The sequence below is a fragment of the Nonomuraea sp. NPDC050202 genome, assembly GCF_040656115.1.
Taxonomy (GTDB): domain Bacteria; phylum Actinomycetota; class Actinomycetes; order Streptosporangiales; family Streptosporangiaceae; genus Nonomuraea.
Map to the genome: position 1 here is coordinate 43,328 of NZ_JBFALF010000037.1, position 23,727 is coordinate 67,054.

General features: G+C 70.5%; 33 protein-coding genes and 1 pseudogene. 6 read left to right on the forward strand and 28 right to left on the reverse strand.

The annotated features are described in order from the left end of the window. Window positions 1-155 precede the first annotated feature (155 nt). Genes AB0I79_RS51035 through AB0I79_RS51065 form a run of 7 tightly spaced genes read right to left on the reverse strand, consistent with a single transcriptional unit; the run spans window position 156 to window position 4,124 of the window. Complete coding sequence (locus tag AB0I79_RS51035) at window positions 156-608, reverse strand: hypothetical protein (RefSeq protein WP_357890334.1); 453 nt, start codon at window positions 606-608, stop codon at window positions 156-158. Continuing rightward, entirely contained in the window at window positions 605-2,329 is a 1,725-nt protein-coding gene (locus AB0I79_RS51040) for a hypothetical protein (RefSeq protein ID WP_357890337.1), read from the reverse strand. Before AB0I79_RS51040 ends, AB0I79_RS51035 begins: the two co-directional genes overlap by 4 nt. Beyond that, a complete protein-coding gene (locus tag AB0I79_RS51045) occupies window positions 2,329-2,574 on the reverse strand; it encodes a hypothetical protein (RefSeq protein WP_357890340.1) in 246 nt (81 codons plus the stop codon). Before AB0I79_RS51045 ends, AB0I79_RS51040 begins: the two co-directional genes overlap by 1 nt. Next, entirely contained in the window at window positions 2,571-3,119 is a 549-nt protein-coding gene (locus AB0I79_RS51050) for a hypothetical protein (RefSeq protein ID WP_357890343.1), read from the reverse strand. Before AB0I79_RS51050 ends, AB0I79_RS51045 begins: the two co-directional genes overlap by 4 nt. Further along, the gene (locus tag AB0I79_RS51055; protein WP_357890346.1) at window positions 3,116-3,352 is read right to left on the reverse strand and encodes a hypothetical protein; all 237 of its coding nucleotides are present in this window, start codon (window positions 3,350-3,352) and stop codon (window positions 3,116-3,118) included. The genes AB0I79_RS51050 and AB0I79_RS51055 overlap by 4 nt, the downstream gene beginning before the upstream one ends. After that, entirely contained in the window at window positions 3,349-3,666 is a 318-nt protein-coding gene (locus AB0I79_RS51060) for a hypothetical protein (protein ID WP_357890348.1), read from the reverse strand. The genes AB0I79_RS51055 and AB0I79_RS51060 overlap by 4 nt, the downstream gene beginning before the upstream one ends. Next, complete coding sequence (locus AB0I79_RS51065; RefSeq protein ID WP_357890350.1) at window positions 3,663-4,124, reverse strand: hypothetical protein; 462 nt, start codon at window positions 4,122-4,124, stop codon at window positions 3,663-3,665. The genes AB0I79_RS51060 and AB0I79_RS51065 overlap by 4 nt, the downstream gene beginning before the upstream one ends. A gap of 434 nt (window positions 4,125-4,558) precedes the next feature. Here AB0I79_RS51065 and AB0I79_RS51070 point away from each other — a divergent pair, with 434 nt between their 5' ends. The 6 genes and pseudogenes from AB0I79_RS51070 (at window position 4,559) to AB0I79_RS51095 (ending at window position 8,231) form a co-directional block, all read left to right on the forward strand. Next, entirely contained in the window at window positions 4,559-5,323 is a 765-nt protein-coding gene (locus tag AB0I79_RS51070) for a GntR family transcriptional regulator (protein WP_357890353.1), read from the forward strand. A 218-nt stretch (window positions 5,324-5,541) separates the two neighbouring features. After that, a pseudogene (locus AB0I79_RS51075) lies at window positions 5,542-5,685 on the forward strand (helix-turn-helix transcriptional regulator); the annotation flags it as partial. Window positions 5,686-5,784: 99 nt separating this feature from the next. Continuing rightward, window positions 5,785-6,849, forward strand: a complete 1,065-nt coding sequence (locus tag AB0I79_RS51080; RefSeq protein WP_357890662.1) for a hypothetical protein — start codon at window positions 5,785-5,787, stop codon at window positions 6,847-6,849. Window positions 6,850-6,899: 50 nt separating this feature from the next. Continuing rightward, the gene (locus tag AB0I79_RS51085; protein WP_357890356.1) at window positions 6,900-7,655 is read left to right on the forward strand and encodes a GntR family transcriptional regulator; all 756 of its coding nucleotides are present in this window, start codon (window positions 6,900-6,902) and stop codon (window positions 7,653-7,655) included. A 17-nt stretch (window positions 7,656-7,672) separates the two neighbouring features. After that, window positions 7,673-7,864 (forward strand): hypothetical protein, encoded by a 192-nt coding sequence (locus AB0I79_RS51090; protein ID WP_357890359.1) that lies wholly within the window; start codon window positions 7,673-7,675, stop codon window positions 7,862-7,864. Between the two features lie 10 nt (window positions 7,865-7,874). After that, window positions 7,875-8,231: a hypothetical protein gene (locus AB0I79_RS51095; protein WP_357890362.1), complete on the forward strand. Its 357-nt coding sequence runs from the start codon at window positions 7,875-7,877 to the stop codon at window positions 8,229-8,231. A gap of 86 nt (window positions 8,232-8,317) precedes the next feature. Here AB0I79_RS51095 and AB0I79_RS51100 read toward each other — a convergent pair whose 3' ends face one another. The 21 genes from AB0I79_RS51100 to AB0I79_RS51200 all read right to left on the reverse strand — a co-directional run bounded on the left by AB0I79_RS51100 (window position 8,318) and on the right by AB0I79_RS51200 (window position 23,710). Beyond that, window positions 8,318-8,710 carry a hypothetical protein gene (locus AB0I79_RS51100; RefSeq protein WP_357890365.1) on the reverse strand — a complete coding sequence of 131 codons (393 nt, stop codon included), beginning with the start codon at window positions 8,708-8,710 and terminating at the stop codon, window positions 8,318-8,320. A gap of 140 nt (window positions 8,711-8,850) precedes the next feature. Next, window positions 8,851-9,627: a CHAP domain-containing protein gene (locus AB0I79_RS51105; RefSeq protein ID WP_357890368.1), complete on the reverse strand. Its 777-nt coding sequence runs from the start codon at window positions 9,625-9,627 to the stop codon at window positions 8,851-8,853. Beyond that, the gene (locus AB0I79_RS51110) at window positions 9,627-9,896 is read right to left on the reverse strand and encodes a hypothetical protein (RefSeq protein ID WP_357890371.1); all 270 of its coding nucleotides are present in this window, start codon (window positions 9,894-9,896) and stop codon (window positions 9,627-9,629) included. The genes AB0I79_RS51105 and AB0I79_RS51110 overlap by 1 nt, the downstream gene beginning before the upstream one ends. Further along, the gene (locus AB0I79_RS51115) at window positions 9,886-10,170 is read right to left on the reverse strand and encodes a hypothetical protein (RefSeq protein ID WP_357890374.1); all 285 of its coding nucleotides are present in this window, start codon (window positions 10,168-10,170) and stop codon (window positions 9,886-9,888) included. The genes AB0I79_RS51110 and AB0I79_RS51115 overlap by 11 nt, the downstream gene beginning before the upstream one ends. 16 nt (window positions 10,171-10,186) lie before the next feature. Further along, window positions 10,187-10,492 (reverse strand): hypothetical protein, encoded by a 306-nt coding sequence (locus AB0I79_RS51120; protein ID WP_357890377.1) that lies wholly within the window; start codon window positions 10,490-10,492, stop codon window positions 10,187-10,189. Beyond that, window positions 10,489-11,166 (reverse strand): hypothetical protein, encoded by a 678-nt coding sequence (locus AB0I79_RS51125; protein ID WP_357890380.1) that lies wholly within the window; start codon window positions 11,164-11,166, stop codon window positions 10,489-10,491. The genes AB0I79_RS51120 and AB0I79_RS51125 overlap by 4 nt, the downstream gene beginning before the upstream one ends. Window positions 11,167-11,205: 39 nt before the next feature. Continuing rightward, complete coding sequence (locus tag AB0I79_RS51130; RefSeq protein WP_357890383.1) at window positions 11,206-13,938, reverse strand: hypothetical protein; 2,733 nt, start codon at window positions 13,936-13,938, stop codon at window positions 11,206-11,208. 19 nt (window positions 13,939-13,957) lie between these two features. Next, window positions 13,958-15,112, reverse strand: coding sequence for a hypothetical protein (locus AB0I79_RS51135; protein WP_357890386.1), 1,155 nt, complete (start codon window positions 15,110-15,112; stop codon window positions 13,958-13,960). A 9-nt stretch (window positions 15,113-15,121) separates the two neighbouring features. Next, window positions 15,122-16,003: a hypothetical protein gene (locus tag AB0I79_RS51140; protein ID WP_357890389.1), complete on the reverse strand. Its 882-nt coding sequence runs from the start codon at window positions 16,001-16,003 to the stop codon at window positions 15,122-15,124. Window positions 16,004-16,005: 2 nt separating this feature from the next. Then, entirely contained in the window at window positions 16,006-18,252 is a 2,247-nt protein-coding gene (locus AB0I79_RS51145; protein ID WP_357890392.1) for a hypothetical protein, read from the reverse strand. 66 nt (window positions 18,253-18,318) lie between these two features. Continuing rightward, window positions 18,319-18,525 (reverse strand): hypothetical protein, encoded by a 207-nt coding sequence (locus AB0I79_RS51150; protein WP_357890395.1) that lies wholly within the window; start codon window positions 18,523-18,525, stop codon window positions 18,319-18,321. Between the two features lie 14 nt (window positions 18,526-18,539). Beyond that, window positions 18,540-19,025 carry a hypothetical protein gene (locus tag AB0I79_RS51155; protein ID WP_357890399.1) on the reverse strand — a complete coding sequence of 162 codons (486 nt, stop codon included), beginning with the start codon at window positions 19,023-19,025 and terminating at the stop codon, window positions 18,540-18,542. Next, window positions 19,022-19,498: a hypothetical protein gene (locus AB0I79_RS51160; RefSeq protein ID WP_357890402.1), complete on the reverse strand. Its 477-nt coding sequence runs from the start codon at window positions 19,496-19,498 to the stop codon at window positions 19,022-19,024. Before AB0I79_RS51160 ends, AB0I79_RS51155 begins: the two co-directional genes overlap by 4 nt. 74 nt (window positions 19,499-19,572) lie before the next feature. Then, window positions 19,573-20,034, reverse strand: a complete 462-nt coding sequence (locus tag AB0I79_RS51165; RefSeq protein ID WP_357890405.1) for a minor capsid protein — start codon at window positions 20,032-20,034, stop codon at window positions 19,573-19,575. Continuing rightward, window positions 20,031-20,405, reverse strand: a complete 375-nt coding sequence (locus AB0I79_RS51170; protein WP_357890408.1) for a hypothetical protein — start codon at window positions 20,403-20,405, stop codon at window positions 20,031-20,033. The genes AB0I79_RS51165 and AB0I79_RS51170 overlap by 4 nt, the downstream gene beginning before the upstream one ends. Next, window positions 20,402-20,713: a hypothetical protein gene (locus tag AB0I79_RS51175; RefSeq protein ID WP_357890411.1), complete on the reverse strand. Its 312-nt coding sequence runs from the start codon at window positions 20,711-20,713 to the stop codon at window positions 20,402-20,404. The genes AB0I79_RS51170 and AB0I79_RS51175 overlap by 4 nt, the downstream gene beginning before the upstream one ends. 5 nt (window positions 20,714-20,718) lie before the next feature. Then, entirely contained in the window at window positions 20,719-21,111 is a 393-nt protein-coding gene (locus tag AB0I79_RS51180) for a hypothetical protein (RefSeq protein WP_357890414.1), read from the reverse strand. 10 nt (window positions 21,112-21,121) lie between these two features. Beyond that, the gene (locus AB0I79_RS51185; RefSeq protein ID WP_357890416.1) at window positions 21,122-21,466 is read right to left on the reverse strand and encodes a hypothetical protein; all 345 of its coding nucleotides are present in this window, start codon (window positions 21,464-21,466) and stop codon (window positions 21,122-21,124) included. Next, on the reverse strand, window positions 21,453-21,806 hold the full coding sequence (locus tag AB0I79_RS51190; RefSeq protein WP_357890419.1) for a hypothetical protein: 354 nt from the start codon (window positions 21,804-21,806) through the stop codon (window positions 21,453-21,455). The genes AB0I79_RS51185 and AB0I79_RS51190 overlap by 14 nt, the downstream gene beginning before the upstream one ends. After that, entirely contained in the window at window positions 21,803-22,744 is a 942-nt protein-coding gene (locus AB0I79_RS51195) for a P22 phage major capsid protein family protein (protein WP_357890422.1), read from the reverse strand. The genes AB0I79_RS51190 and AB0I79_RS51195 overlap by 4 nt, the downstream gene beginning before the upstream one ends. Before the next feature lie 54 nt (window positions 22,745-22,798). Continuing rightward, window positions 22,799-23,710 carry a hypothetical protein gene (locus AB0I79_RS51200; protein WP_357890425.1) on the reverse strand — a complete coding sequence of 304 codons (912 nt, stop codon included), beginning with the start codon at window positions 23,708-23,710 and terminating at the stop codon, window positions 22,799-22,801. Window positions 23,711-23,727 lie beyond the last annotated feature (17 nt).

The following is a 23,727-nucleotide window of genomic DNA, read 5'->3' on the forward strand; positions in this document are numbered from 1 at the left end:
CACCTTCCGGGTTGTGACCGTCTGTAGTTACGGGTACGATGCCCTCGCGCGCGTGCGCGCTGGCGCGTGAGCGCGCGGGCGCGCTACTGCGTGTAGGGGGTCCTCGGAATCCGCTGATGGAAGGCCTCCCGGAGCTGCGACGCTCCCCAGCCCCGTCACGAAGAGTCACGTTCACGGGTTGCCCCGAACCACTCGGCGGCCTCCGCGTCCCAGTCCGCGACAGGCAGATCGACCCCCTCGGGCGCGACGTCGGCGGCGGCCGACAGATATGGCAGCAGCCAGGACACGCCCACCCGCACGAGCAGCACGGTCTCCCGCTCCTCGCCGGCGGCCGGGCTGGACAGCTCCCACACCACCGCCTCACCCCCGGCCTGCGGAAACATGGTCAGCCGGAGCCCGCCGTCCAGGTCGGCCCGCACCGTGCGGGTCCGGCAGCCGGCCAGGTCCGCGTGCGCGACGAGGAGCGGCGCCCGCCCCGGCAGGAGGACGGTCATCCGCTCGGGGTCGAGGCCGGGGCCGTAGACGAGCTCGCCGGCGAGGATGTCGCCGGTGGCCATGTCCTCGACGGGCAGCGGCATGCAGCGAGCGTGAATGTCGGTGGCGGTCATGCGGCGGCTCCGCTTCGTCTCGTTCGTCTGCCGGAGACGAGCGTGTCTCCTGGCTGTCGTTCGTCTCCGTCTCGGCCGGATCGGGACGGTGCGTTCGTCTCCGTCTCGTCTCCGGCTCGGGCTGCGGCCGTCTCCGTTCTCGTCTCGGGGACGGGTGCGCCCTTGTCTCCGGCTGCGAGCCGGTCCAGGACGAGCTTCGCCTTGGCGGTTCCGATGCCCTGGCCGCGTTGCCGGAATGCCTGAACGAGTCCGTCGCGAGTCAGGTTCGTTCCCGTCGTCGCGAACTCGGCGGCCACCGTGCGCGCGAGCGGCATCAGGTCATCGACATCAGCGGGCTGAGGCCACCGGGTCCGGTTGGTGTCCGTCTTCGGCTTCGTCTTCGGCTTCGGGCGGGGGCCGTCTCCGTCTCGTCTCGGCTTCCGGCTCGGGCCCGGTTTCGTCTCTGTCTCGTCTCGCGTCGTCGTGTCGTCCCGCGGGGGCGCTGGAGACGAGAGACTGTCCGGCTTCGTCTCGCGGCCGGGGACGGCCCCCGTTCCGTCCCCGGCTCCAAGAGCGGGCAGACGGTCCGCGCCGTCCGCCTGCCCGCTCGTCTCGGTGGAGACGAGCTCGCCCTTCGGTCGGAGCAGCCGCTTCCAGAACGGCGTCTCGTCTCGGGTGCTCGTCTCCGTCTCGGCAGCGGCCGGCCCAGCCGAGGAAGGGACGGGCCGGCCGCTGCCGTACCCCGGCGTCAGCTCGGGGTCGATCTTGGGGAGGTAGCGCGGGATCAGCCCCTTGCCGACGCGGTTGATCCACTCCTGGGCCTCGTTGATCGCGGCTCCGGCGTTGCCCGGCAACCCGTACAGCTCGTCGGCGAGCTGCGCGCTGTTGATGAGCAGGAGCCGGATGGTGTCGCGCTGGACCCGGATGACAAGGTCCTGCGTCTCCCGGATGGACCGTCGCGTCTGCGCGAGAGCGCGGCGCTGGCGAACCTGTCGGATGCACTCGTCCGGGTCGGAGATGCCTTCGGCGATGCCCAGCTTGTAGGCGGCTCTCGTCTCCGGCCGCAGCGACGGGAACACCCACCGCTGCCACGGGAACGAGGGCGCGGGCGGCTTGTGCGTGCCACGTACGTGCTGGTTGTCGGCGTGCTTCCACACGCCGTACATGTGCCAGAGGATCGGGTTCAGGCAGGAGGAGATCGCGAACAGGATCGCGGCGTCCTTGGTGGCCTCGTCGTCGTGGTTGTGCACGTAGCTGATCACGCCGACGCTGAACCCGATCAAGTACGAGAACGTCCGCGTGGCGATCGGCGAGTACCCCTTGAGCAGCTTGTCGTGGGCGTAGAAGCCCACGTTGATCGCGATCGTCTCTGTGATCACGGCGGTGAGCAGCGCCACCACCCACGGCCAGTCCTGGCCAAGCCACAGGCCCAGGAACTGGCCAGTGATGGCGACAAGGTTCACGCCGACGTTCGCGCCCACGAGCGCCACGGTCCGGTTGAACCGCTGCACCACGTCCAGACGCTTCGCCCACACCTCGCGGGCGAAGGTCCAGTCGCGGCGCTTCTTCTTCTGCGCCTGGACGTCGGAGAGGGCCTTCACCTCCGACTGGTGGTGGAGGTCGGCCAGCTCCCGCTCACGCCGCGCGTCGTCTCGGAGCTTCTCCTTGGCCAGGCGGACCCGCTCGGCCTGGAGCCGGTCCTGCTCGCGCTGGGCGGGCGAGCGGAAGCTGAACAACTTCATCAGTACGTCGCCTCCAAGGACGAGACGTCGGGAGTAGGTGTGGTGAGCTCGGGGCACTCGCCGATGGCGCGGGCCTCGATCTCGATCCCGTCCACGACGCGGTCGATCACGTGCTCGATCTCGCCGGTGTCCGGGTTGCGGTACTGGGAGCACGGCTCACCCGAGGGCGCCATGTGCGTGCCGAGTGAGTTCCGCACGTCCTGGTAGGGGTCGCACTTGCGGTGACCCAGGTTGAACAGGCTCATTGGCCGGCCTCCTTACAGGCGCGGGGGGCGAGCTTGGCGACGATCCACTCGGCCTTGGCCTCGTGCTTGGCGTAGGCGTTCGGGAACGCGGACCTCTGGACGGCCTGAGCCGCCTCGGTCAGCGGCCGGGTGTCCCACCGCTTGACCTTGACCAGCCGGGAGTAGAACTTGCCCGCCGCGACCTCCGGGTCGGTGGCGGTCGCAACGGTGCCCCAACCGGACACGGGCCGCTGCTGGAAGATCCCGAACGCGGTGCCGTTGTCGCCGACGACGCTGTTGTCCAGGTACGACTCCTGCAGCGTGGTTGCAATGCCGATCACGGCAGCGCGCCGGGACAAGTCCCGCTTGATGGCGACCCGGATCACGGTGGTCGCGTTGCGGGCCTGCGCGTCGGTGAGGCCGAGCTTGCCCTTCGGCGCCGGGTCGCCGCAGAGGGGTGAGAACGGGACCGCCCCGCCTCCGGCGTTCGCGACGGCCTTGCACGAGCTGGCCGTCGCGGGCAGAGCCACGATGGCCACGGTGGCCAAGGTGAGCTTCGCGATCATCGGGCGGCCCTCCCCTGCTCCAGGGAGGCCAACGTCGAGGACCTGACCCAGTAGGTCCGGCCCGGTTCGTTCCGGTAGCGGATGGCGGTCATGCCCGTCTCCGGGCTGACGCCGACGACCCGGTAGGACTTGCGGCCCAGCGGGTGCGACTCGATGAACGCGATGTAGGCGAGCACCGGCCACGCCAGCGCGTACACCGTCCGAGCCGCGAGGACGACGAGACGGCGCTTCATCCGCCCCACCCCCGCAGGCACTCGGTGACGTGCTGCTCAGCGTCCGCGTACGTGCCCGGGCACCGGTGGGCACCGCATCCGGTGCAGTTCCACACGCCGTTGCCGTCCAGGCTCGGGCAGCTGTCCGCCGCGGTGGCCGTCCAGGTGACGGTGGGCCCGTCGAGGCCGCCGAGCGTGACGAACCGCTCGTGGTACGTGGTGTCCGCTTCGAGCGCTGAGCGCATGAGGTGGCAGACGCCACCAGGTGCGCCGGGGATGGCGTCGGGCACGTCGTGGCTCTGGATGTGCAGGCCTCGGTCAGCAGCGAGGATCATGACGCCGCCCCCGCCTTCGCGGCCTGGGCCGCCTTGCGCTTGCGCGCGGTTTCGGCGCGGGCCTGCTCGGCGCGGGCCATGCGCTCGGTGATGATCTGGTCGGCCAGCGCCCGCACGGTCCGGCGTCGGGCGCGGGCGGTCACGCCGCCGCGGGTGCCGGAAACCATCCAGGTGAGGGCGTTCGTCGCGTGGCACTCGGAGTCGGCGAGGACGATCGCCTCGTCGATGACCGCCACGGTCCCGCACGCGACCGTGAGGGGGCATCCCCTGCAGAGGGCGCGGGTCTGGTCCTGGTCCAGGTTGTCGTCCCAGGGGGACGGGTCCGAAGCGCAGGGCCGGTCGGGGTTGTCGAGCAGGTGCTGGAGCTTGCCCCGCTGGTAGCGGAGGCGCATTTCCAGCGGCAGGCGGGGCCGTTCAGCCGGCCTGTGGTTCACGCCGGGCGGGCGTGGTGCCATCATGGACTGCATCAGGTGGATCTCTTTTCGCGAGGAGAGCCTGATAACGGCGGTCCCTGGTGGTTACGACACCAGGGACCGTCTTGCTTTGGCGCGGTGCTGCTGGGGCCGGTGCCCGGTGGTTACGACACCGGGTGGCCCCGTAGTGGTGCTCAGGGCTTGTTCGCGGATCGGCCTTCCCTGCCGCACATCCAGCACCTGGACGAGAAGCAAGCTTTCCAGGTGACCTGGCAGACGCCGCAGGCGTGGTGCCCGAGCGGCAGCCCGGTGGTGGCGTTGATGGTGCTGTCGTACGCCGCCACCCCTAGATCTTTTAGTCTAGGAATGCGATCCACATTTATAGAGTCCATGCGGACCGCCCTCGTGTCAAGAGACAATCGCAAGACTAGACTTGTGGATCTACGCAGCGCCCCAACACGGGAGAGACCACCACCACCATGCCCACCCAATACGGACAGATCGCCGCCGACCTGCGACGGCGCATCAAGAACGGCGAATGGCCACCGGGCACGCCACTGCCCACCCAGACCGAACTCTGCGACGAGTACGGCGTGGCCCGCGCCACCATGACCGCCGCCCTCAACCAGCTCCGAGGCGAACGCCTCGTCACCGGAGTACGCGGCCAGGGCACCTTCGTCCTCGACTGGAAACCCGTCCGCGTCCCCCTGTCCCGCTACCGGGCCGTCCTCGAACCCGGCGGCCAGCTCGGCCCCTGGGAGACCGCGTGCCAGCAGGCCGGGGTGACCGGCTCCATGGTGACCGTCGAAGTCGCCACCGAACCCGCCGACGCCGACGTCGCCGAAGCGCTCGGCCTCACCGAGGGCACCGACACCGTGGTCCGCCGTTCCCGGCATGCCACCCTGGAAGACAGCACCTGCCAGGTGCACACCGCCTACTACCCCGCCCAGCTCGTCGAGGGAACCCCGCTCGCCGGCCAGGAGAAGGTCGTCGGTGGTGTCTACGGCGCGATGCGCGCCGCGGGCATCATCCCCACGAGCGCGGATGAGCACCTGTCGGCCCGGCCGTCCACCGCTGAGGAGGCGGCCGAGCTCACGCTGATGACCGGCTTCCCGGTGCTCACCCTGGATCGGCTCACGCGCGACCAGGAGGGCCGCCGGGTGGAGTGGCTGCGCATGGTCATCGATCCGACGCGCGTGATGGTGGTGTACGACGGGCTGCCTCTTACGCGCCCGGCGCGGTGAACGCCAGCGATGTCGTGCACACTGCGCTATCGCTGGATCGCGCATAGCAGACCTCCGGGGTTCGGAGTTACCCTGCGAGCGGAACTCGGGTTGGGCAACACGCTGCTCTGGATGCACGGGTGTTGGCAAACTGGGTGTTGCGTCTTGTGTTGCGCCTAGGCGCAACACCCTCTGGAGGCGAGATGCCAGACGGAACGGCAGTCCTGTTCGGGCAGGTCATGCGCCATTTCCGGGAGGAGAAAGGGCTCAGCGTCCGGGCCCTGGCCAAGAAGGCGAACGTGGATCCCAGCCGCATCTCTCGCGCCGAGAACGGCCTGACCCGGCTCTCCGCATCTGCGGTCCGAGCCGTTGACCAGGTACTTCACGCCGGGGGCTTGCTGGAGGTGTTGCGCCTAGGCGCAACAGAAAACGCAACACTCTTTCCGCCGAGCAACACCATGCCGGGCATCCTGGAGATGTCCATGTCGCATGGCGGCGATTACCCTGAGGGCGACACGGTGACCGTGCCGATCAGCATCGCCGGGAAGGTGGTCAACTTGTCCTTGTCCCGCCGCACGCTCCTCGGGGTCCTGGCAGCCGGCGGCGCCGGGGTGATCCCGGCCACGCCCACCGCAGCAGCATCCACAACCTCGAGTCCGGCATGGCCGAAGGACGAGGACCCGGTCGCGTACGCCTGGCGGTTCTTGACCGGGCACCAGGACGCCCACCACCTGTTCCCGCCCGCGGTGCACATCGAGGCGCTGCGCAAGCGGCTGGACGGCATCGAGCAGATCCGGCAGGCCAGCGACTCCGGCACTCGGCGGAAGCTGCGCGCCACGATGGGCGCGTACGCCGAGCACCTGTCGTGGCTCTCCAAGGAGGCAGGCGATCTGCACGGCTGCCTGGCCTGGGCCGAGCGCGCGGCACTGTGGGCGATGGACAGCGGCGACCACCCCATGGTCACCTACATGCAGCTCCGGAGGGCGAGCGTGGCGCTCGACGGACGCGACCACCAGACTGCGCTGGATCTGGCCGAGCAGGCGGTCAACGCGTCCTGGCCGATCCCGCCGGTGCTGCGCGGGATCGGTCACGCCTACCTCGCCCGCGGCCGGGCGCTCGCCGGAGCGCGGCCGGACGCCGACATGGAGCAGGCCACCGAGCTGCTGAACGGGCCGAAGGGTGAGGAGACGCCCAGCTATCTGCGGTTCTACGGCCAGAGCTTCTCCGACGCGGAGACTGCGACCGCCTACCTGGAGGCGGGCCGGCCGGGTGAGGCCATCGAGCTGCTGGAGCGGTGCGTCGCTGGGCTGCGGCCGACGCAGCGCCGTGACAAGGCGTCGTACATGGCGCGGCTCGCGCACGCGCACGCCGCCGCCGGGGCGCCGGACACGGCGGCGGAGACGGCCAGCGACGCGCTGGTGATCGCCACGGAGGTGGGATCGCAGTCGGTGCAGTCGGAGCTGGCGCGGCTGAACGCCACGCTGATGTCGCGGTGGCCCGATCAGCCGCAGGCCCTGGCGTTCAACGAGCTGATCTCGGCCGCGTAGTTCGCGGAACCCGGTAGACGCCCGGCATGTTGCGCGCGTAACATGCCCACATGGCCGAGAAGCCCGTCCCCCTCTACCAGCAGGTCGCTGACGATCTCCGCGAGAAGATCCTCAACGGCAGCTACCCCACCGGCCAGCCCCTCCCCCACTCCCGCGACCTGATGAGGACCTACGGCCTCGGCTCCGACAACGTCCTCCGAGAGGCGTACAAGATCCTCAAAGCAGAGGGGCTGATCCGCCGCAACGCCGCCGTAGGCATGATCGTCCAAAACCCCAACCCCACCGTCGTGGACTTGATCTTGCACAACCCCACCGGCCACGGCCCCCTCCCCTGGCCCGAGTGCTGCAAGCTCGCCGGCCTCGACGGGCGCATGGTCACCGACGCCGTCACCCCCGGCCACGCAGACCACGAGGTGGCCGCGCTCCTCGACATCGAGCCCGACGCCGAGATCGTCACTCGGGCGCGGACCGCGTTCGCCGGCGACGCGCCGGTCCGCCTGGACGAGGCCATCTACCCCCGGCAGGTCGTGGAGGGCACACCTATCGCGGCCGAGCGCAAGGTGCCCGGCGGCATCTACGCCACGCTGGCCCACGCCGGCCACGCCCCCGCGGCAGTCACCCGCCGCACGGTCCGGGCCCGGCTCGCGACCGCCGATGAGACCTCCCGGCTCAAGCTGGCCAAGGGCTCGTGGGTGCTGGCCGCCGACGAGGTCATCGCGGACGAGCGTGGCCGGGCGATCGAGCTGCTGCGCATCGTGGCCAACCCGGCCCGTGTGCAGTTCGTCGATCAGGCACTATCGCTGTGAACGCAGAGAGGAGGATCATGAACACTCAGGACCTGACCGCAGCCGTGCGAAGCACACTCGGGGATGACCCGGACAGCTTCGACGTCAACGGCATCGTCGAGGAGATCGGCACTACATACGGCTACGATCTCGCGACCATCGACGACATCCCGACCGAGGAGTATTGGCAGATCGTAGAACGGCACGACCCTCGCCTTCCCAAGTCCTAGGGTCGTATCTGTGCTCCCCGCACCTGCGGGGATGAACCAGCGGCGCTCGCCAGCAACGCGAAAAACCAAGCTGTCCAGCTTCGAGGCCGAGGACGCCCGCAACGACACCACACCTCAGGGCAAGGAGAAGTCGAACCTCGCCTACCACGTGGCGGACGAGGCTCGGATCGCCCTCATGATGGCCCTGCGCGCTGCTCACGGCGGGCACGGCCACTACAACGAGTACGAGGCCGAGGCCACCCAGCTCATCGAGCAGGCCGAGGACGGCACCCTCCGGCACTTGGCGGGCATCGCAACCTACGGCTGGTCATGGCGGGAAGACGGCTGGGCGCTACGTATGGGATCGTCTGGTGGTGATGTCGGATGAGCCGTGATCCCATCGGCGGCGTGTAACGCGAAGAAGGCCCCACCCGCCGGAGCGGGTGGGGCCTCTTCTGTCTGAGCAGCCGGAGTTTACGTCAGCTTCTCCTCCACGACGACCACGTGCGCGACCGGCCCGGACTTCGGCGACACCTGGCCGCGCAGGACCAGCCCGAGCACCGCAGACAGCAGCAGGATGAACGCGGCGGTCTGCGCCGGGGTGAGCACCAGCCAAAAGTGGGAGACGCCGGTGAGGATCGTGGAGACGGCGCCGGTCAGCGTCGAGATCACCCACGGCCGGGTCTGCCAGGCGACGATGAGCGCGAGAACGCCCGATCCGATGGTGGAGATGTAGCCCGCGGCCTCCTCGGTGAGGCCGAGCTGCGGGATGGTGACAAGGAACGCCAGCAGCGCGTTGAGGATGTACGCGATGGCTGCGGGTTCCTGGCCCAGGACAGTGGGCTTCTTCGCGGTGGAGCTGGACATGTAGATCTCCAGACTGTTGGCGCTCCCGCCAACGAGAGGGGTTAGGGAGTGACGCAGGCGAGCCCGGCCGCGAGCAGCACGGCGGCGAGGGCGGCGAGCACAGTGGACATGAACCTGAGCGTGATCACTCCTCGGGGGTGTTAGGAGGCGCGGACGAGCTTGGGCCAGGTCTTCGGCCCAACGATGCCGTCTGTCTTCAGTCCGGCCTCGTCCTGGAAGGCGCGGACGGCGTCCTCCAGCGGGGCGCCGAACACGGTGTCGTCGATGCCACCGGCCAGGCCGTGGCCGCGGGCGTGCAGCAGGTAGAAGACGGTCTTGACGTCCCACCGGCGTGGGTCGTTGGGGTCCTTGCCGTCGCCGCGCCGCAGCGTGGGCAGTTCCTTCATCATCGTCTCCGTCCAGGTGAGTGCCGGAGCGGCGGGAGGCTTCGGCGTGGCCGGCTCGGGCAGGTAGGCGGGGTAGCCGAACCCGGCCACGTTGGCGAGGCTGCGCTCGCGGCGTTTGACGCGGTTCTCGGTGTTGCCCTCGATCGTCACGATGGTCCGGCCGCCGTCGCGGACGGCCTCGACGATGCCGACGTGGTCGATGCGCTTGATGTCGCGGGTGCCGCCCCAGTCGAAGAACACGATCGCGCCACGCTTCGGCGTGTGCCCCCACTGGCCGCGGTTCTTGAACCACTGGGCGTGGGACGGTGTGTAGGCGTGATCCCCGACGACGGTGATGAGCCCGGCCTGCGCGGCGCACCAGGCCAGGAACATGTCGCACCACGCCGCCGTCGCCCAGGCGGCGGGTTTGTCGTGGCGTTTCGCCCACCAGGAGCCGTACTTCGTCCACCCGGTGGGTGACTCGGTCTCCCCGAGCTGGGAGCGCACGACGGCCAGGAGCCGATCGGCGGGCTTCGCGGACGTCTTGGCCATCACACGCGCTCCGGCGGCCAGTGCCACGTGCCGGGCCCATCGCCGGGCGGCACGTTGAACTCCCAGAACGAGCCACGCGCCCCGGGGGTGAACACCAGCAGGTGCACGTGCGCGGGGCTGTCCAGCGCGGGGACGGTGCCCGCGCGCACGCCGGCGGGGTCGAGGGTCTCCACGTCGGCCGTCACCACGGCGGCACGGACCGCGTGGAAGCCGTGCTTGCCCCGGTAGCGGACGATGTCGCAGGTCATCGGCAGCCGGTCAACCGCCATGCGCGGCCACCTCCTCGTCGTCGTCGATGGCGCTGCCGGGGTCCTGGGGCAGCCCGTCCTGGCCGGGGTCGAGCACGGTCGTACTCGCGTCGGCGAACGGCGGCACCGGGAGCGGGTCCTGGCCGTCGAGGACCTCGATCGGCTCGGAAGAGTCGGGCATGGTGATCTCCTTGAGGGCGAGCCAGTCGGCGACGGTCATCGTGAGCTCGTCGCCGCTGACGTGGATGGGAAGGATCGCGGGCACGACGAGAACGCCGTCCCGCCCGGGGAACATGATCAAAGTGGAGGGCTCAGTTCTGGGTGAGGCTGATCAGCGAGATGACGGTGCCCGTGACCAGGAGCAGGACGGTCACCACAGCGATGATCATTTTGGTTCGGTTGCTGAGCTGGTCGTGGGTCACGGCGGTGCGTTCCAACTCGGCCAGCCGGGCATCCTGTTCGTCCACGCGCTTGGCCAGGTCGGCGTGCCGGTCGTCCACCTGATCCAGCCGCTGAAGGATGAGCCGGACAGAGCCATCCACCCGCTCGAACCCCACATCGACGGAGCCTTGCAGCTTGGCCAGGGCCAGAGACACGCTCGGCATGTCGTCGCTCACAGGCTCTCCTCTCCGGTGCGAGGCTGGGTGCCGACGAACGTGGCCGGGGGCTTGAGCTGGAACGTCGGCTGCGGAAGCTGATCGCCGCGCTCCGCGCGCAGCCACTCAACGGCCATGCGCCGCGACTCCACCCGGACGGGGTCAAGACGGACCAGGGACAGGATCGGCTCCAGCGGGTCCGGCGGCGCGACCCGGGCCGAGCCGACGTAGGCGAGCGCTTCGGCGCGCAGCGCCCGCGGCGCCGCCTCCATGCTGACCCGGTGCTCCTTGACGAGCCGGATCCGCTCCAGGTAGGCCGCGCGCCGCTCATGCTCGGGGACGCCGGGGGTCCAGCAGGTCGGCAGGCCGCGCGTGGCTTCCAGGACCTTCACCGCGCCGGGATCGGTCCGGGTCAGCATGTCGTTGCGGTCGGGAATGTACGGCTCGTGCATCGCGATGTCGAGCAGCGTCGGCACGTCGTCCGGGTCGAGCCCGTACAGGGCGCACCGCCACTCCAGCAGCGTGTGCGGCAGCGCGTGGTGGATCTCCACCGCGTTCGCGGGGGCGTACTGGTAGACGCACCACAGCGGTTCGGCCCCGTCCACGTGCGGCGCCACCGGTGTCCCGGTGTCTCGGAGCGGGGTGTGCGTGTAGGACAGCTCGGCGTCCCACACCTGCACCAGCTCGGCAGGCATGATGAGTCCCCTCGTGCGGGATAGCTGGGATGGGGCAGGTCAGTGACGGTGCGACCACCAGTAGATGGCGAACCCGTCCGGGAACGACGAGCTGATCCGGAACCCGGTCTGAAGCGACTCGGTCTCGTACCACGACCCCGAAGGGGTGTGCGAGGTCGGGCTGGACAGGCCGCGCCGCAGCACGCAGACCGGCCCCATGTTGCCGCTCATCTCCGTCCCGTACGACAGGAAGCGGATGTTGGCGCCGGACCCGGCCGACGCGAACACGATGGAGCCGGCGAGGATGCCCGCCGTGGAGCCGAGATTCGTGAAGTCCCACCACTTGCCCACGTGGCGGGTCCGGCCGCTGGAGTCGAACCAGAAGTACTGCTCGTCGGACGCGTTGTGCATGTAGCCGTAGCTGGCGTACGACTCGGCCAGCTCCATCAGCCCGCCGTTGTCGCCGGTCAGCGACGCGTCACGGACCTGCATCTGCATGTACCCGGCCGCGATCGTCGTCTGGCTGGCGGCGGTGACGGAGCTGTTGGTGCCGGAGGTGACCTCGAACGTGGCCTCGCCCGCAAACCGGTCGTCCCGCGTCCGCAGCCGGGTGAAGTTGGTACCGGCCCCCGCCGGGATGAACCGCATCTCCGGGTACGTGGCGCCGGGCGGCGCGAACTCCAGCCGCCGGCCCGACGCCGCGGTGCGGATGAACGCCCCGGTGATGGTCTTGCCGTCGATGGCGTCGGCCGCGACCTTCGCCGCCGTGACCGCCCCGGCCTGGATCTTGTCGGCGGTGATGGCGTTCGCGGCGATGTGCCCTGCCTGGATCGCCAGCGCCTGAATCAGCCCGCCCGTGATCGTGTTCGCGACGACCTTGTCGGAGGCGACGAGCGTTCCGTCCACGATGTTCGCCCCGGAGATGACCTCGCCGATCACGTCGGTGTCCACCAGCGGCGCGGCGGCGATCTGCGCGACGGCCGAGGGCGCGGACTCGTTGCCGCGCCGGTCCACCGCCGTCAGCCGGAACCAGCGCGGCTCGTTGTACGGCTGGTCGGTGACGAGCGCGGCCCCGGCCGCGCGCAGGTGGTCCACCACCGTCCAGGGGCCTTCGTCGTCGGCCGCCATGTGCACGCGCACGAGCTCGAAGTCGGCGGGCATCGCCGCGCCGGTCTCGGCGAGCCCGTCCCAGGCTGCCTCGATCACGCCAAGCCGCGTGGACAGGACCGGCGTCGAAGGGACCGGTGGCGGGGTGACGTCGTCGGGGATCAACGCCACGAACACCGCCGAGAACTCCCCCGGCGTGCCCTGCGCGACCGCGCGCACCTTGAACCCGTACGTCGCGGTCACGACCAGCGGCGAGTAGGTCGCCGTGGTGTCGTCGGAGGTGGCGATCAGCCGCCACACCTGCCCGGCCTCGTTGACGCGGGCGTACAGCTCGTACCGGTCCGGGTCGATGGCGACGCCAGACACGTCGGCGGTGACCGGCGACCAGGTCGCGGTGATCTGACCACGTGCGAAGCCGTACTCGTCCACGTAGGCGGACGGGGTCACGATCAGCCCGGCCGGGGCCGCCGCCACGCGGCCGCCAGGCTGCTCCGGCGCGGGCTCGCCGCCCGTGCCGCCGGACGACACCCCGCCGGCGAGGATCCCGGCCGCCTGCCGGGCGAGCCGGATCTCGCGTTCGATGAACCGGTCGTTGAGGGTCACGTTGCCGCCGATCGCGCCGTCGCTCTCCGCCGACAACGTGATCTGCCGGACCCGAAGCGGCTCCATCGCGCCGGTCTCGCCCGGTGCGAGCACCCGGTCTCCCGGCCGGTAGTGCGCCAGCGGCAGCCACCGCGCCGCGCCTAAGCGGATGCTGCGGGTGAGCTGAGTGCGCTCACGCCCGGCGCGCTGCAAGGCGTTGTCCCCGAGGAGGATCGCGGTTCCCTGGTCGGTGACGCCGCCTTGCGACTGTGACGCCTCCCAGCGTCCCCACGGTGCGGGCGCGGACGGGTTGGTCCGCTCGACGGTCAGCCCGGCCTCGCCGCGCACGAGGATGGCGGTCGCCAGATCCTCGAGAGTGGCCGTGGCGGGGGCGTCGTCGATGTCGCGGCCGAGCCGCAGATCCACAGGGGCCGCGCCGGTGGCCAGGTCTTCGCCCAGGACGGTGCCTTCGTTGTAGGCGCGGAGCGTGCGGCCGGCCATCGTCCAGTCGAGCACGCCCTGCTCCGACAGGTTGAGGAGGAGGGTGAGCAGGTCGGTTCCGGGCTCGATCTGGAGCGTGAGCGTCTTGTTCCACGGCTGCCCGGCGGAGTCGTGCGTGGTGGAGAAGCTGACCGCAAGGCCGGGCAGCGCGCCGCGCGCCTGGCCTTCGTCGATGAAGGTCCGCAGGATCGCCCCCGCGCTGACCGCGCTGAACGGCCGTTTGCCGTCCGCCATCACCGGCCCGCTGTAGAGGACGAGCTTGCGCAACATCCAGCTGTAGCCGGGGCAGTCGTAGGTGCGGGCGCCGGTGGCGTCGGTGGCGTTGCTGCCGCGTCGGATGCGGAGGAAGCGGGCGTCGTTCGGCTCCAGCCACGGGCCGCCGCCGATCGACATCTCCACGGCGAGCTCTACTGGCTGTGCCAGCCACCCGGCGCCCGCGCCGGCGGCCGGGTAGGTGACCTTCAGGGAAGGCACGTCGTTGAGCGGGAGGCCGACCTCGAACCCGAGGTGGTGCGGCAACGTCCCGAACCTGGCCCCGTTGGGCGCGTAGGCGGCCAGGCGCAGCGCGTACGGGTCGGCGGTGCCGGGGGTGATGACCTGCACGACGTGCTCCTCCGGGAGGTCAGGGCCGGTGGGCCAGGTGGGCGATGCGGCGCCGTAGCCGGATCTCGGAGTCGGCGAGCCGGTCATCGAGGACGAGGTTCCCGGACACAACCCCGCGGTCGGTGCGGGTGAGGGTGATCTGGCGGACGCGCAGCGCGACCCGCTGTCCGGCGTTGCCGGGTGCGAAGATGCGGTCGCCCGGCAGGTAGTCCCGGAGCGGGAGCCAGCGCGCTCCGGCCAAGGACAGCTCTCGGGTGCGCTGGACTCGTTCGACGGCGCCGCGCACGAGGAGGGAGTCGCCCACCAGCGTGGCAGCGGTCGCCTCGGTGACGCCGACCTGGCGGACGCCGACCTCCCACCGGCCCCACGGCAGCGGGCTGCCGACGTTGGTGCGCTCGGTGCGGAAGGAGCTGTCGCCGACGACGTACGCGGCGCTGGCCAGGTCCTCCAGCGTGCCGACGTCCGGGGCGGCGCGCACGTCGCGGCCGGCGGCGAGCTCCACGGGCGTGGTGAGGGTGGTGAGGTCGCGGAAGATGGCGGTCCCCGGCCGCCACGCGGACAGGGTGCGGGGGCCGGTCATGCGGATGTCGATCAGGCCCGCCTCGACCAGCGTCAGCAGTACGGCGAGGACATCGGTACCGAGCGGGACGCCCAGGCCGAAGGTCTGGTTCCAGGTCAGGCCCGCGGTGTCGAGGCTGCCGGTGAACGTCCACGCGAATCCGGCCAAGGCGCCGCGCGCCTGCGCCTCCGTCAGCAGCGAGTTCATGATGAACCCGGCGGTCGCGTTCGGTGTCGGCGAGCCGTACACGCGCTGCCCGTTGACTGGGGCGATGGAGGCGTGCGCGTACGTGACGGCCTTGCGCAGCACCCACAGGTAGGACGGGCAGTCGTACCGCCACACGCCGGACGAGTCGAGCTGGTCGCCCTCGCGGCGGGCCAGAATAAACCGGCCGTCCCCGTTCTCCGTCCAGATCGCGCCGTCCGCCGACCACTGCACACCGATCTCGCACGGCTGAGCGAGGAGCTGCGCGCCGACCGCGTGCGCGCTGTAGGCGAACTTGAGCGCGGGCACATCGTTGAGCGGCCAGGAGACTTGGATGTTGACCGGGTGCGGGAGGAGGCCCAGCCTGTTGCCGTTGGGAGCGTAGGCGACGAGCCTGATGTCGAACGGCACCGGCCCCCCTCACAGGTAGGCCCGCCGCGCTCGCACTTCGAGCTTCGAGGCGGCGGTGACGCCGGAGCCGGAGCACGAGATGAGCACCGCGCGGGAGAACGGGTCGCCGAGCGCCACGGCCGGGGTGAGGTGCAACCAGCGCGACGCCGAGCCTGGCCCGAACACGCTGATCACGCCGGTCTTGTCCGTGCCCGTGGCCAGGTCCCAGGTGTCGGTCGTCACCAGGGCGGCGCGCATCGCCGCGGTGTCGAGGAGCAGGCGCTCCCCCGCCGCCAGGCTGTTGGAGCCTGGCGTGAGCAGGCCGAGTTTCCCCTGGGTGGCCACGTCGGTCACGGTCATCGACGAGATGGGGCCGGTGATGCGGATGACCGAGTCCACGATGGGCGCGGTCGAGCCGGCCAGCGTGGTGATGGGCTGATCGTCGGCGTCGGCATTGCCGGTCCAGGTGGTGGTGGTCTCGTCGCGCCAGTAGACGGAGGGCACCTCGACGACGGCGGTGAGGCGGGCGCGGGCGGCGCCGACCCACAGCTCCGGTTCGCTCGCGGCGACGATGGTCACGTCGGCGACGCGGACGATGCTTCCGGCCTGGTAGCGGAGGCTCATGAGCCGGTGCCGCACCCCCAGCAGGGCGCTGAGGGCTTCGAGGTTGGTTTCGAGCTGGGCGAAGCCGCCGTCCGCCCCGGCCGGGGTCGCGCCGGTCACCGAGAACACCAGGCTGAAGCTGGTGAGCTCGTGGTCGAGGCCCGTGATCGGGAGTTCTCCGGCGCGGCCGGGCACGGTGACGCGGACCGCCCGCGCGCCAGGCATGGGCCTGCGCTGGGTGCCCTTCTTCAGCCGCCAGCAGCCGGCGGGGTGGTCGAGCGGCACTCCGTCCAGGTGGTACTGAGGCACGGTCAGATCACCCCCAGTGCGCCCGCGAGCTGGAGCCCGCGGTTGACGCTCGTGCTGGTCGGTTCGGCCTGCGGGTAGTAGTTCGTCTGGTGGATCACCGTGCGTGCTGTGCCGCCGAGCCCTCCTGCGGCTCCGCCGCCGGGGACGGCGAGGCCGGGCATGGGCACGTCGGGGATGCCCGCGCCGGCGACGATCCCGGCCATGCGCTGGACGGCGGCGCGGACGAGGCCGCCGCCTCGGGTGATGCCGAGGGCGAGTCCGGCGGGGACCTGGCGGCCCATCCACGCGAACAGCTTGCTCGGGCTGGCGATGCCGAGGAAGTCGAGGACGGGCTGCGGGAGGATGGAGCGGAGGAAGCCGACGATGCGGGACTTGATCTGGTTTCCGGCGGCGACGATGCCGTTCCAGAGCCCTTCCATGAGGGCTTTTCCGGCGTTGGTGATGGTGTCGCCGAAGCCCTTGATCGCCGACATGATCGATTGGAGGGCGCCCCGGAAGTCGCCTTGCAGCAGCTTGACCACGGCGGTGATGATCTTGATCCAGACGGGCAGCAGCGCCGTCCCGATCTGCACCAGTGGTGGGATGAGCGGCTGTATCACGCCGAGGATCTTGGACAGTTCGCCGACCCAGGACGTGACCAGCGGGATCATGGCCTTGACCAGGTCGAGGATCGGCGGCAGCAGGCTCTGGGCGAGCTGCAGCAACGGCGGCAAGATCATTTTCAGGGCTTGGGCCAGGAGCTGCCCGTAAGCCGCCGCGAGCGGGGCCGTGGCCGCCGCCAGCTCGGTGACCGCTTGCGACAAAACCGGAAGAATAGGCTGCAAACTGGACGAAAGGGAAGAAATCACCGGCCCGAGGACGGCCGAGAGGTTCTGCAGGGCCATGCCGAGGACCTGGCCGATGATCCCGGCGAGCTGGCCGATCACCGGTAGCAGAGGGGCGACGGCGGCCAGCGCCGCCGACAAACCCTGACCGAGCGCGAGCAGCCCGGCCTGCAACGCAGGGTTCGCGAACGCCTGCGACAGCATCTGCGCCACGAGCGTCAGCCCAGGTCCGAGCGCGGCCAGCGCCGGTCCGAGCGCGGAGACGGCGGCGGCCAGCCCAGGTCCGAGGGCGACCGCGATGTTCGCGACGTGCGGTGCCACCAGCGCCAGCGATCCGGCCAGCGCCTGGAAGATCGGGAAGAGGGCGCTTCCGACCTGCGACAACGACTGGAAGATCGTGACAAGGATCTGCTGGCCCTGCGCGCTGTTGACGAACGCGTTCACCTGGCCGAGGAGCTGCCCGATCACGCCGAGCGCGCCGGTGCCGCCGGTCTGCATCGCGGAGAAGACGCCGCGCACGATCCCGATCACGTCTCCGGCGATGCTCGCGAGCTGCCGGAACACGGCCACAGCGCCCTGCATCCAGGCGAGCGCCTGCCCGGACGCGGCAGCGTTCGACAGGAACTGGCCGAACCGGGCCGCCGCCGCGGCGATACCTGGGACGAGCCCGGCCGAGAAGCCCGCGCCGACGACAGCCAGGTCACGGAACCCGCCCAGCAGGGGCGAGATCGCGGGCAGCAGCGCCGCCACGGCGGCACGCAGCGAAGCGAAGATCGACGAGACGGCGGCCACGGTCTGCCCGGAGGCGGCGAACCGTGCCACCTCGGCCGCACCGAGCCCCATCTGCGAGGCGACGCCGGACATGCCCGACCGCAGCGGCCCGGTCAGGGCGGCGGCAACGGCGGTGATGTGGCCGGCGAGCGGGGCGAAGAACGCGTCCTGCACCGACGAGCGCAGCGCGTCCACGGCGGGCTTCGCGGCGCGCAGCTCCAGTGCCGCAGCTCGGGCCGCTGGTGACAGCCCGGCCAGGCTCGCCTCGAAGGCGGCCACGTCGTTGCCGAGCGCCGCACCGAACGCCTCACTCACCCCGGCCAGCGCGACCCGCAGCGTGATCAGCGCGGCGGCGCCGAGCGCGAGCGCGCCCGGCAGCGCGGCCACGATCCCGGCCGCAGGGGCGAGCGCGGCCAGCAGCGCGACCGCGCCCTGCGCAGCCGACGCCAGACCGGCGGCGGCCGACGCTCCGGCCACCGACAGCGCGGCCAGGCGGGCACCCATCTGGGCGCTGCCGGACGCAATGGAGCCGGCGTGGGAGGCGAATTCGTTCGCCTTCGACTTGAAGAAGTTCAGAGCGCGGCTGAGCGGGTTGGTGAGGTTGTCGCGGAGCCGCAGCCTGGCGAACAGTTCGCCGACGTTCACGACGGCCACCGCCCTTCACGATCGACAGGAGGGGTGGCGGTGGACTGTTGGCGGGAACGCCAACGAACAGAGGGGTTAGCGGCGGCGGCCGGGCCGCTCGTCTCCGGGGTCGAGCGCGCGGGCGAGGCGCGAGTCACACACGAGGAGCCCGGCGATCCGGGTGCGGAGCCACCGCCACGACCGGCCGCGCAGCGCGGCGGACCGGTCGAGGTCGATCCCGTACTCGGAGTGGAGATCGGCCTCGATCAGCTCCCATCGCGTCAGCAGGTCCACCCACGACACGGCAGGCCCTCCGGTCAGGCCGAGCCCGTCGTCCGGGTCGTACCACTCCGCGAGCCCCGTGATCGGGTCGATCGGGCCTGCGCCGCCGCCGCCCGGCGAGTCTTCCGATTCGGGGCCGCCGCTTCCCCCGAGCCGGCGTCCCAGTGCTTCTCGGCGGCGTCGGCTCCGGCCGCGACCCAGATGAGCGCGGTCTCGCCGACGTGCTGAATGACCGGCCAGTCCAGCCCATCGGCGAACATCTCATCCCAGACTCCGCCGAGCAGCCGCTGGTACAGGTCGGTGTCCTTGCTCTCGTTGTTGATCACGGACTCGGCGAGGGCGCTCAGCCCCTCCTGGTCCACCTCATGCCCGGCTTCGGCGGCGATCCCGGCGTGCATAAGCCGCTGCACCAGCAGGCCCACCTCCGCGTCCGGCGGCGGGACGACGTACGTCTTCCCGCCGATCGGCAGCCGCAGGTTCGGGTCGAAGAACTCGTCCAGGTTCCGGAACTGCGCCATCATGCCGCCAACGGGTTGTCGATCTCGACATCCTCACCGGAGCCGAGCAGCGTGAACGAGAAGGGTTCGAGGTCGGTCTTCTCGCCGCCGACCGTGAACTCGTTGACCTGGCAGAAGCCCTGGTACGCCTCGTCGGAGCCGTCGCGCCGGTACCAGCGGACCTCGATGAACGCCGCTTCCCCGACCTTGCGGGCCGCCTTGCGGATGTACTCCTGGCCGGCGTCGGGCACGAACGGCGTGCCGGTGTTCCGCTTCCTGCGGCCCTCCGCCTCGATCTTCCACTTCCGCTCGGTGATCACGTCGCGGCCATAGCCCGACTCGTCGTCGAAATCGCCGTCATCTTCCACGTTGTCGTCCGTCGTCTTCTCGAACTTGGACAGGCCTCGCACGGGTGCCCACGCGGGTGTGGTCACACCGACTCCGGCCGTGTTGACGTCCATCCGCCAGTGCTTGGCGAGCATGCTCACCAGCGCCATGATCGTTTCTCCGTTTCGTGCGCGCGGCCCTGGCTCACGCCAGGCTGCCGCGAAGAAGTGGAGGGAGAGCGGGGCTACTCGTCGTCCCGCTGCGGAGTGGGCCAGTGCACCATCAGCTCGTAGGAATCCGCCCGCTCCCACCGGCCGGAGGAATCGCGGCTGGGTGGCGCCACCACCGTCCGCCGCGCGAGCAGCACCAGCACCCCGGATGCGAGCCGCGTCTCCGTCAGGCCGTGCAGCACACTGAAGACGGCGTCGGCGTAATCGGAGGCATCGCGCGGGTCGCTCTTGGCCCGCATCCGGAGCTGCACGAGCACGGTCGAGTCGCCGCTGCCGAGGTCGTCACCGCCGGTCCCGTACACGGCCAGGCTGATCGCGGTGTCCGGGACGGCGGGCAGTCCGCCGATCGTCAGCGCGAGCTCGCTGGCAGTGTACTTGCCGACCGGGTTCCACACCCCGACGCCCCGGCCGGCGAGGAGTTGCGCCAGCCCGTTCAGCAGCGCCCGCGAGAACTGCAGCTCGGCCGGGATGGTCATCCGCCGAACGCCTTCCGTACGGCCTTGGCGATGATCTCCCGCGCCACCTGCGCTTCCTCGTACAGGGTGGTCTCCAGGTACTTGGCCTCGCCCTTGACCGGGTGCTGCCAGTCGAGTTGCTCGTGCTGGGCGACCGCGTACGGTTGATCGAACGAGATCACGCCTTCCAGTGCGGACTCGTCCACGGCGGTGCTGCCCGACCGTTCCAGGTCGCCTACCTGCCACGGCACCTTCGGCTGGGTCATGGTCAGCACGTGCTCGGAGGCGTGCCGGAGGCCCTGCACGATCATCGCTCGGGCTCGCTTCTCCAGCTCGTCGGGGTTGACGTGGAGGTCCAGGCTCACGTCCACGTCGATCGCGCGCTGCGTCATCGGCACACCACCTCCGTATGGTCGGGCGTCGGCAGACCGCCGCCGTCGCGTGCGTACGAGGCGATGACCGTGGTCGTCCGGCCGTTCACGGTCACCCGCGACCCCTCCGGGCAGCGGGTGCCGAACGGGAAGAAGATCGTTGTGTCGGACACGGTCTCGCTGCCCTCCGCGTTGCGGACCAACCGCCGTTCGTCGTCCACCAGGCACCGCTCTGTCACCGGGTCGCCAAAGATCGGCCCGTATGCGCCGTCGCCCTCGAACGGCTCGATGACGGCCTCGTGCGTGAACACCCACTCCGGGATCAGCACCGCCGTCACCAGGCGCCCTGGTCGATGACGAACCGCATGAGCCCAGCCGTGCGGAGGATTGCTCCCGCGTCCGGGGCGTGCCTGGCCGGCCCGGACCCGCCACCCTCCGCACGCTTCAAGCTGACGGAGCCGATCTTCACGTCGGAGAACGCCGCCGCCACGCCGTACGGATCACCGACCGCCAGCGACCACGCTGCCTGCGCGCACGTCGCCCGCATGATCGCCTCAGCCTCGTCCGGATCGGTCGGAAGCTTGGTGACGGGGTCCACGTCGTAGACCGCCGCCACGAGCAGCTCGTCGATCCGCTCCGACGCCCGGGCCAGCACCGTGTCGATCCCGTCCGGGGCGGGCTCACCGGTGTAGTCCGTGTAGTCGGCCGCGTTCGCGTACACCACCACGCCGGCCTCCTCAGGGCAGCTCGTACACGGCGATGGTCAGCCCGGCCGGGTCGTCGTAGTTGAGGTGCACCTTGCCGTCGCTCTGCCGGTACACGTCGCCGAGCGGCGGGATGAGCACGTCCCCGGTGGTGGCCGGGATGACATAGGGCACGTCGGGGAGCGGCTGGCCCTCCAGCTCGCCGGGGATGACCGCGGTCACCGTGCGCGGGGTGCCGCCGGAGTTCTTCACGCGGACGAGCCGCTTGCCGGATTGGCCGAACATGTGGCCGTCCGCGATGGCCGGGGTGGGCAGCACCCCGGCCAGGCTAAGCCCGGTGCGCGGCATGGGCGTGATCGGCAGGTCAGTCCTGGCCATCGCCGTCCCCCTCCTCGGTGTCCTCGTCGTTACTGGAGTTCTCGCCGAACTCCTCGATGAGCGCGTCCTTGCGCAGGGCTCGCGCGTCGGCCTCGGCCATGCCGCGCGCGACGGCGTAGGCGATCCACGCGTCCTTCTTGGCGCCCTCGGGCGGCCGGATCCCGGCGGTGGCCGCCGCGACGACATCGACCAGCGACGGCGGCAGAGCCGGAGCTCCAGGCACGGCGGGTTCGGCGAGGTCGCGGGTGGCCGACCAGTTCGGCAGCATGTCCAGGCACGCGTCCCGCTCGGCGAGCTGGACGACCTGGCCAGTGTTGGCATTCGTGTACCGCCACATCACGGTGCCTGCACTCCGTGGATCAGCACCGCGCGGTTCGGGTCCAACGTCTTGACGCCGTAGAGCGTGTCGATCGACACCACGTCCTGCTTCTTCGCCTGGTCGTAGCCCATGACCACCCTCAACGCGAACCCCTTGTAGGACTCGACGTGAGCGTTCGCGGCGCCTTGCGGGAGGACGAGGGGTCTGGTCACCAACGCGAACGCGGTCTTGTGAAATGCGACGCCGATTTCCGTGTTCGGCTGACCGGTCGCCGGCGCGCTCGCCGGGCCCTTGATGTTCTGCGTCTGGTAGCCGTCGTGCCCGAAGATCCTGCGCCCCAGGTTGGCCTCGCGCAGACCCTCCGTGTCGCCGCGCGTGTCGGCCTGGTGGAACAGCGGATCGCCGAGCCACTGCGCCTCGATCTCCGGGCCGACCACCACGTTCCGGTCGGTCGGCGGCACATTCCTCTGGTTCAACACGCGGCGCGCGTCGATGACCACGCGCGGGTTGTCCCAGGCCCACTCGTTGGTGCCGGTCACGCCGGTCACCGTGGAGCCGGCGACCCCGGTGCGCTGGACGATGTCGCTGCGCAGGGTCAGGATGTCGCGGTCGATCCGCTGCGCGATGGCCTCGACCGCGGGAGCGAGGAGCTGGGCGTTGAAGTCGATGATGTCCAAGGTCAACTCCTCGGACGTCACCGCGAAGCTGACGTCAACGAACTTGTCGAGGGTGATCGGAATGCTGCCCTCGGTCGCGTTCTGGATGACGATGCCCGTGGTGCGGTTGAACTGGGTCGCCTCGAAGATCGCGGGCTTGCGAATGGTGATCGTGTCGCCGATCCGGTTGACGAACTCGTCTTCGTAGTCACGGTGCACGAGCTGGGACATGACCGTGGTTTCGTAGAGGTTCGCCAGCGCCTGCCGGGCGATGATCGACGGCGTGAGAAACGTGTTCGGCATCGGGCCTTACTCCTGACCATGGGAGCCCGTTGGCGGTACCGCCAACGAGCTGGGTTAGGACGACTTCTCCTTCGCCGCCGTGCGGCGCTTGCGGAAGTCGTCGATGGTGGGCTCGGAGCCCGGAGTGCGCCCGCCAGGCCCGCCGGCGAACTCTCCTCCGCTCCTTGGAGGCGGCCCCGCCTGGGAGCCCGCCTTGTACTTGGGGTTGTCGTCGAGCGCGAGCTGGATGATGTCGCCGAGCGCCGTGCCGAAGTCCTCGGCATCGGGGTCCAGGTCGCGGATCTTCTTCACGAAGGACCGGGAGTCGAGCAGGGCGTCAGGATCAGCACCCATCTTCGAGCCGGCGCGGTGCACGGCCAGCTCGACGAGGGCGCGGCGGTGCCGCTCCTTCTCCTGGTCGCGCTCCTTCGCGGTGGTGTCCTTCTCGGAGGTGAGCTGCTCGATCACCTGCTCAGGGGTGAGCTTGGTGTCCTGCTCGTCAGCGACCAGCCCCAGCGCCTTGCCGATCTGCGCAGCGAAGTCGTCCCGAACCTGCGCGGTGATCTCCTCCGGCGACGGGCCCTTCGCCTTGGCGGCGTCGTCGGCGGCCTTGGCCGCGTCGGCCAGCTTGGACCGGTAGTCGGCCGCTTCCTTGCGCAGGTCGCGGAACAGCTTCTGCCCCCACGCCGGGAGCTGGTCCACCTTGATGGCGTCCGGGTTGATCGGCTCGTCCGGGTTGATCCACGAGGACCTGTCCGGCTGCGTGACCCCGGCCGCGGTCGTGCCGCCGCCCTGCCGGGCGGCGCCTTCCTGCGGCTGGCCTTCGCTTCCGGGCTGGGTTCCGCTCCCGGCTCCGGCGTCGCCGCCAGCGCCTCCGGTGCCGCCGTCGCCTTCGCCGTTGCCTCCCGCGATGAGGCGGATCGGCCGACCGGACTTGCGGTAGCCGATGATCGCGCCAGGCGTCGTCGGCAGCATGTGATCGAACATCGTGGGCCCTCCTGGAG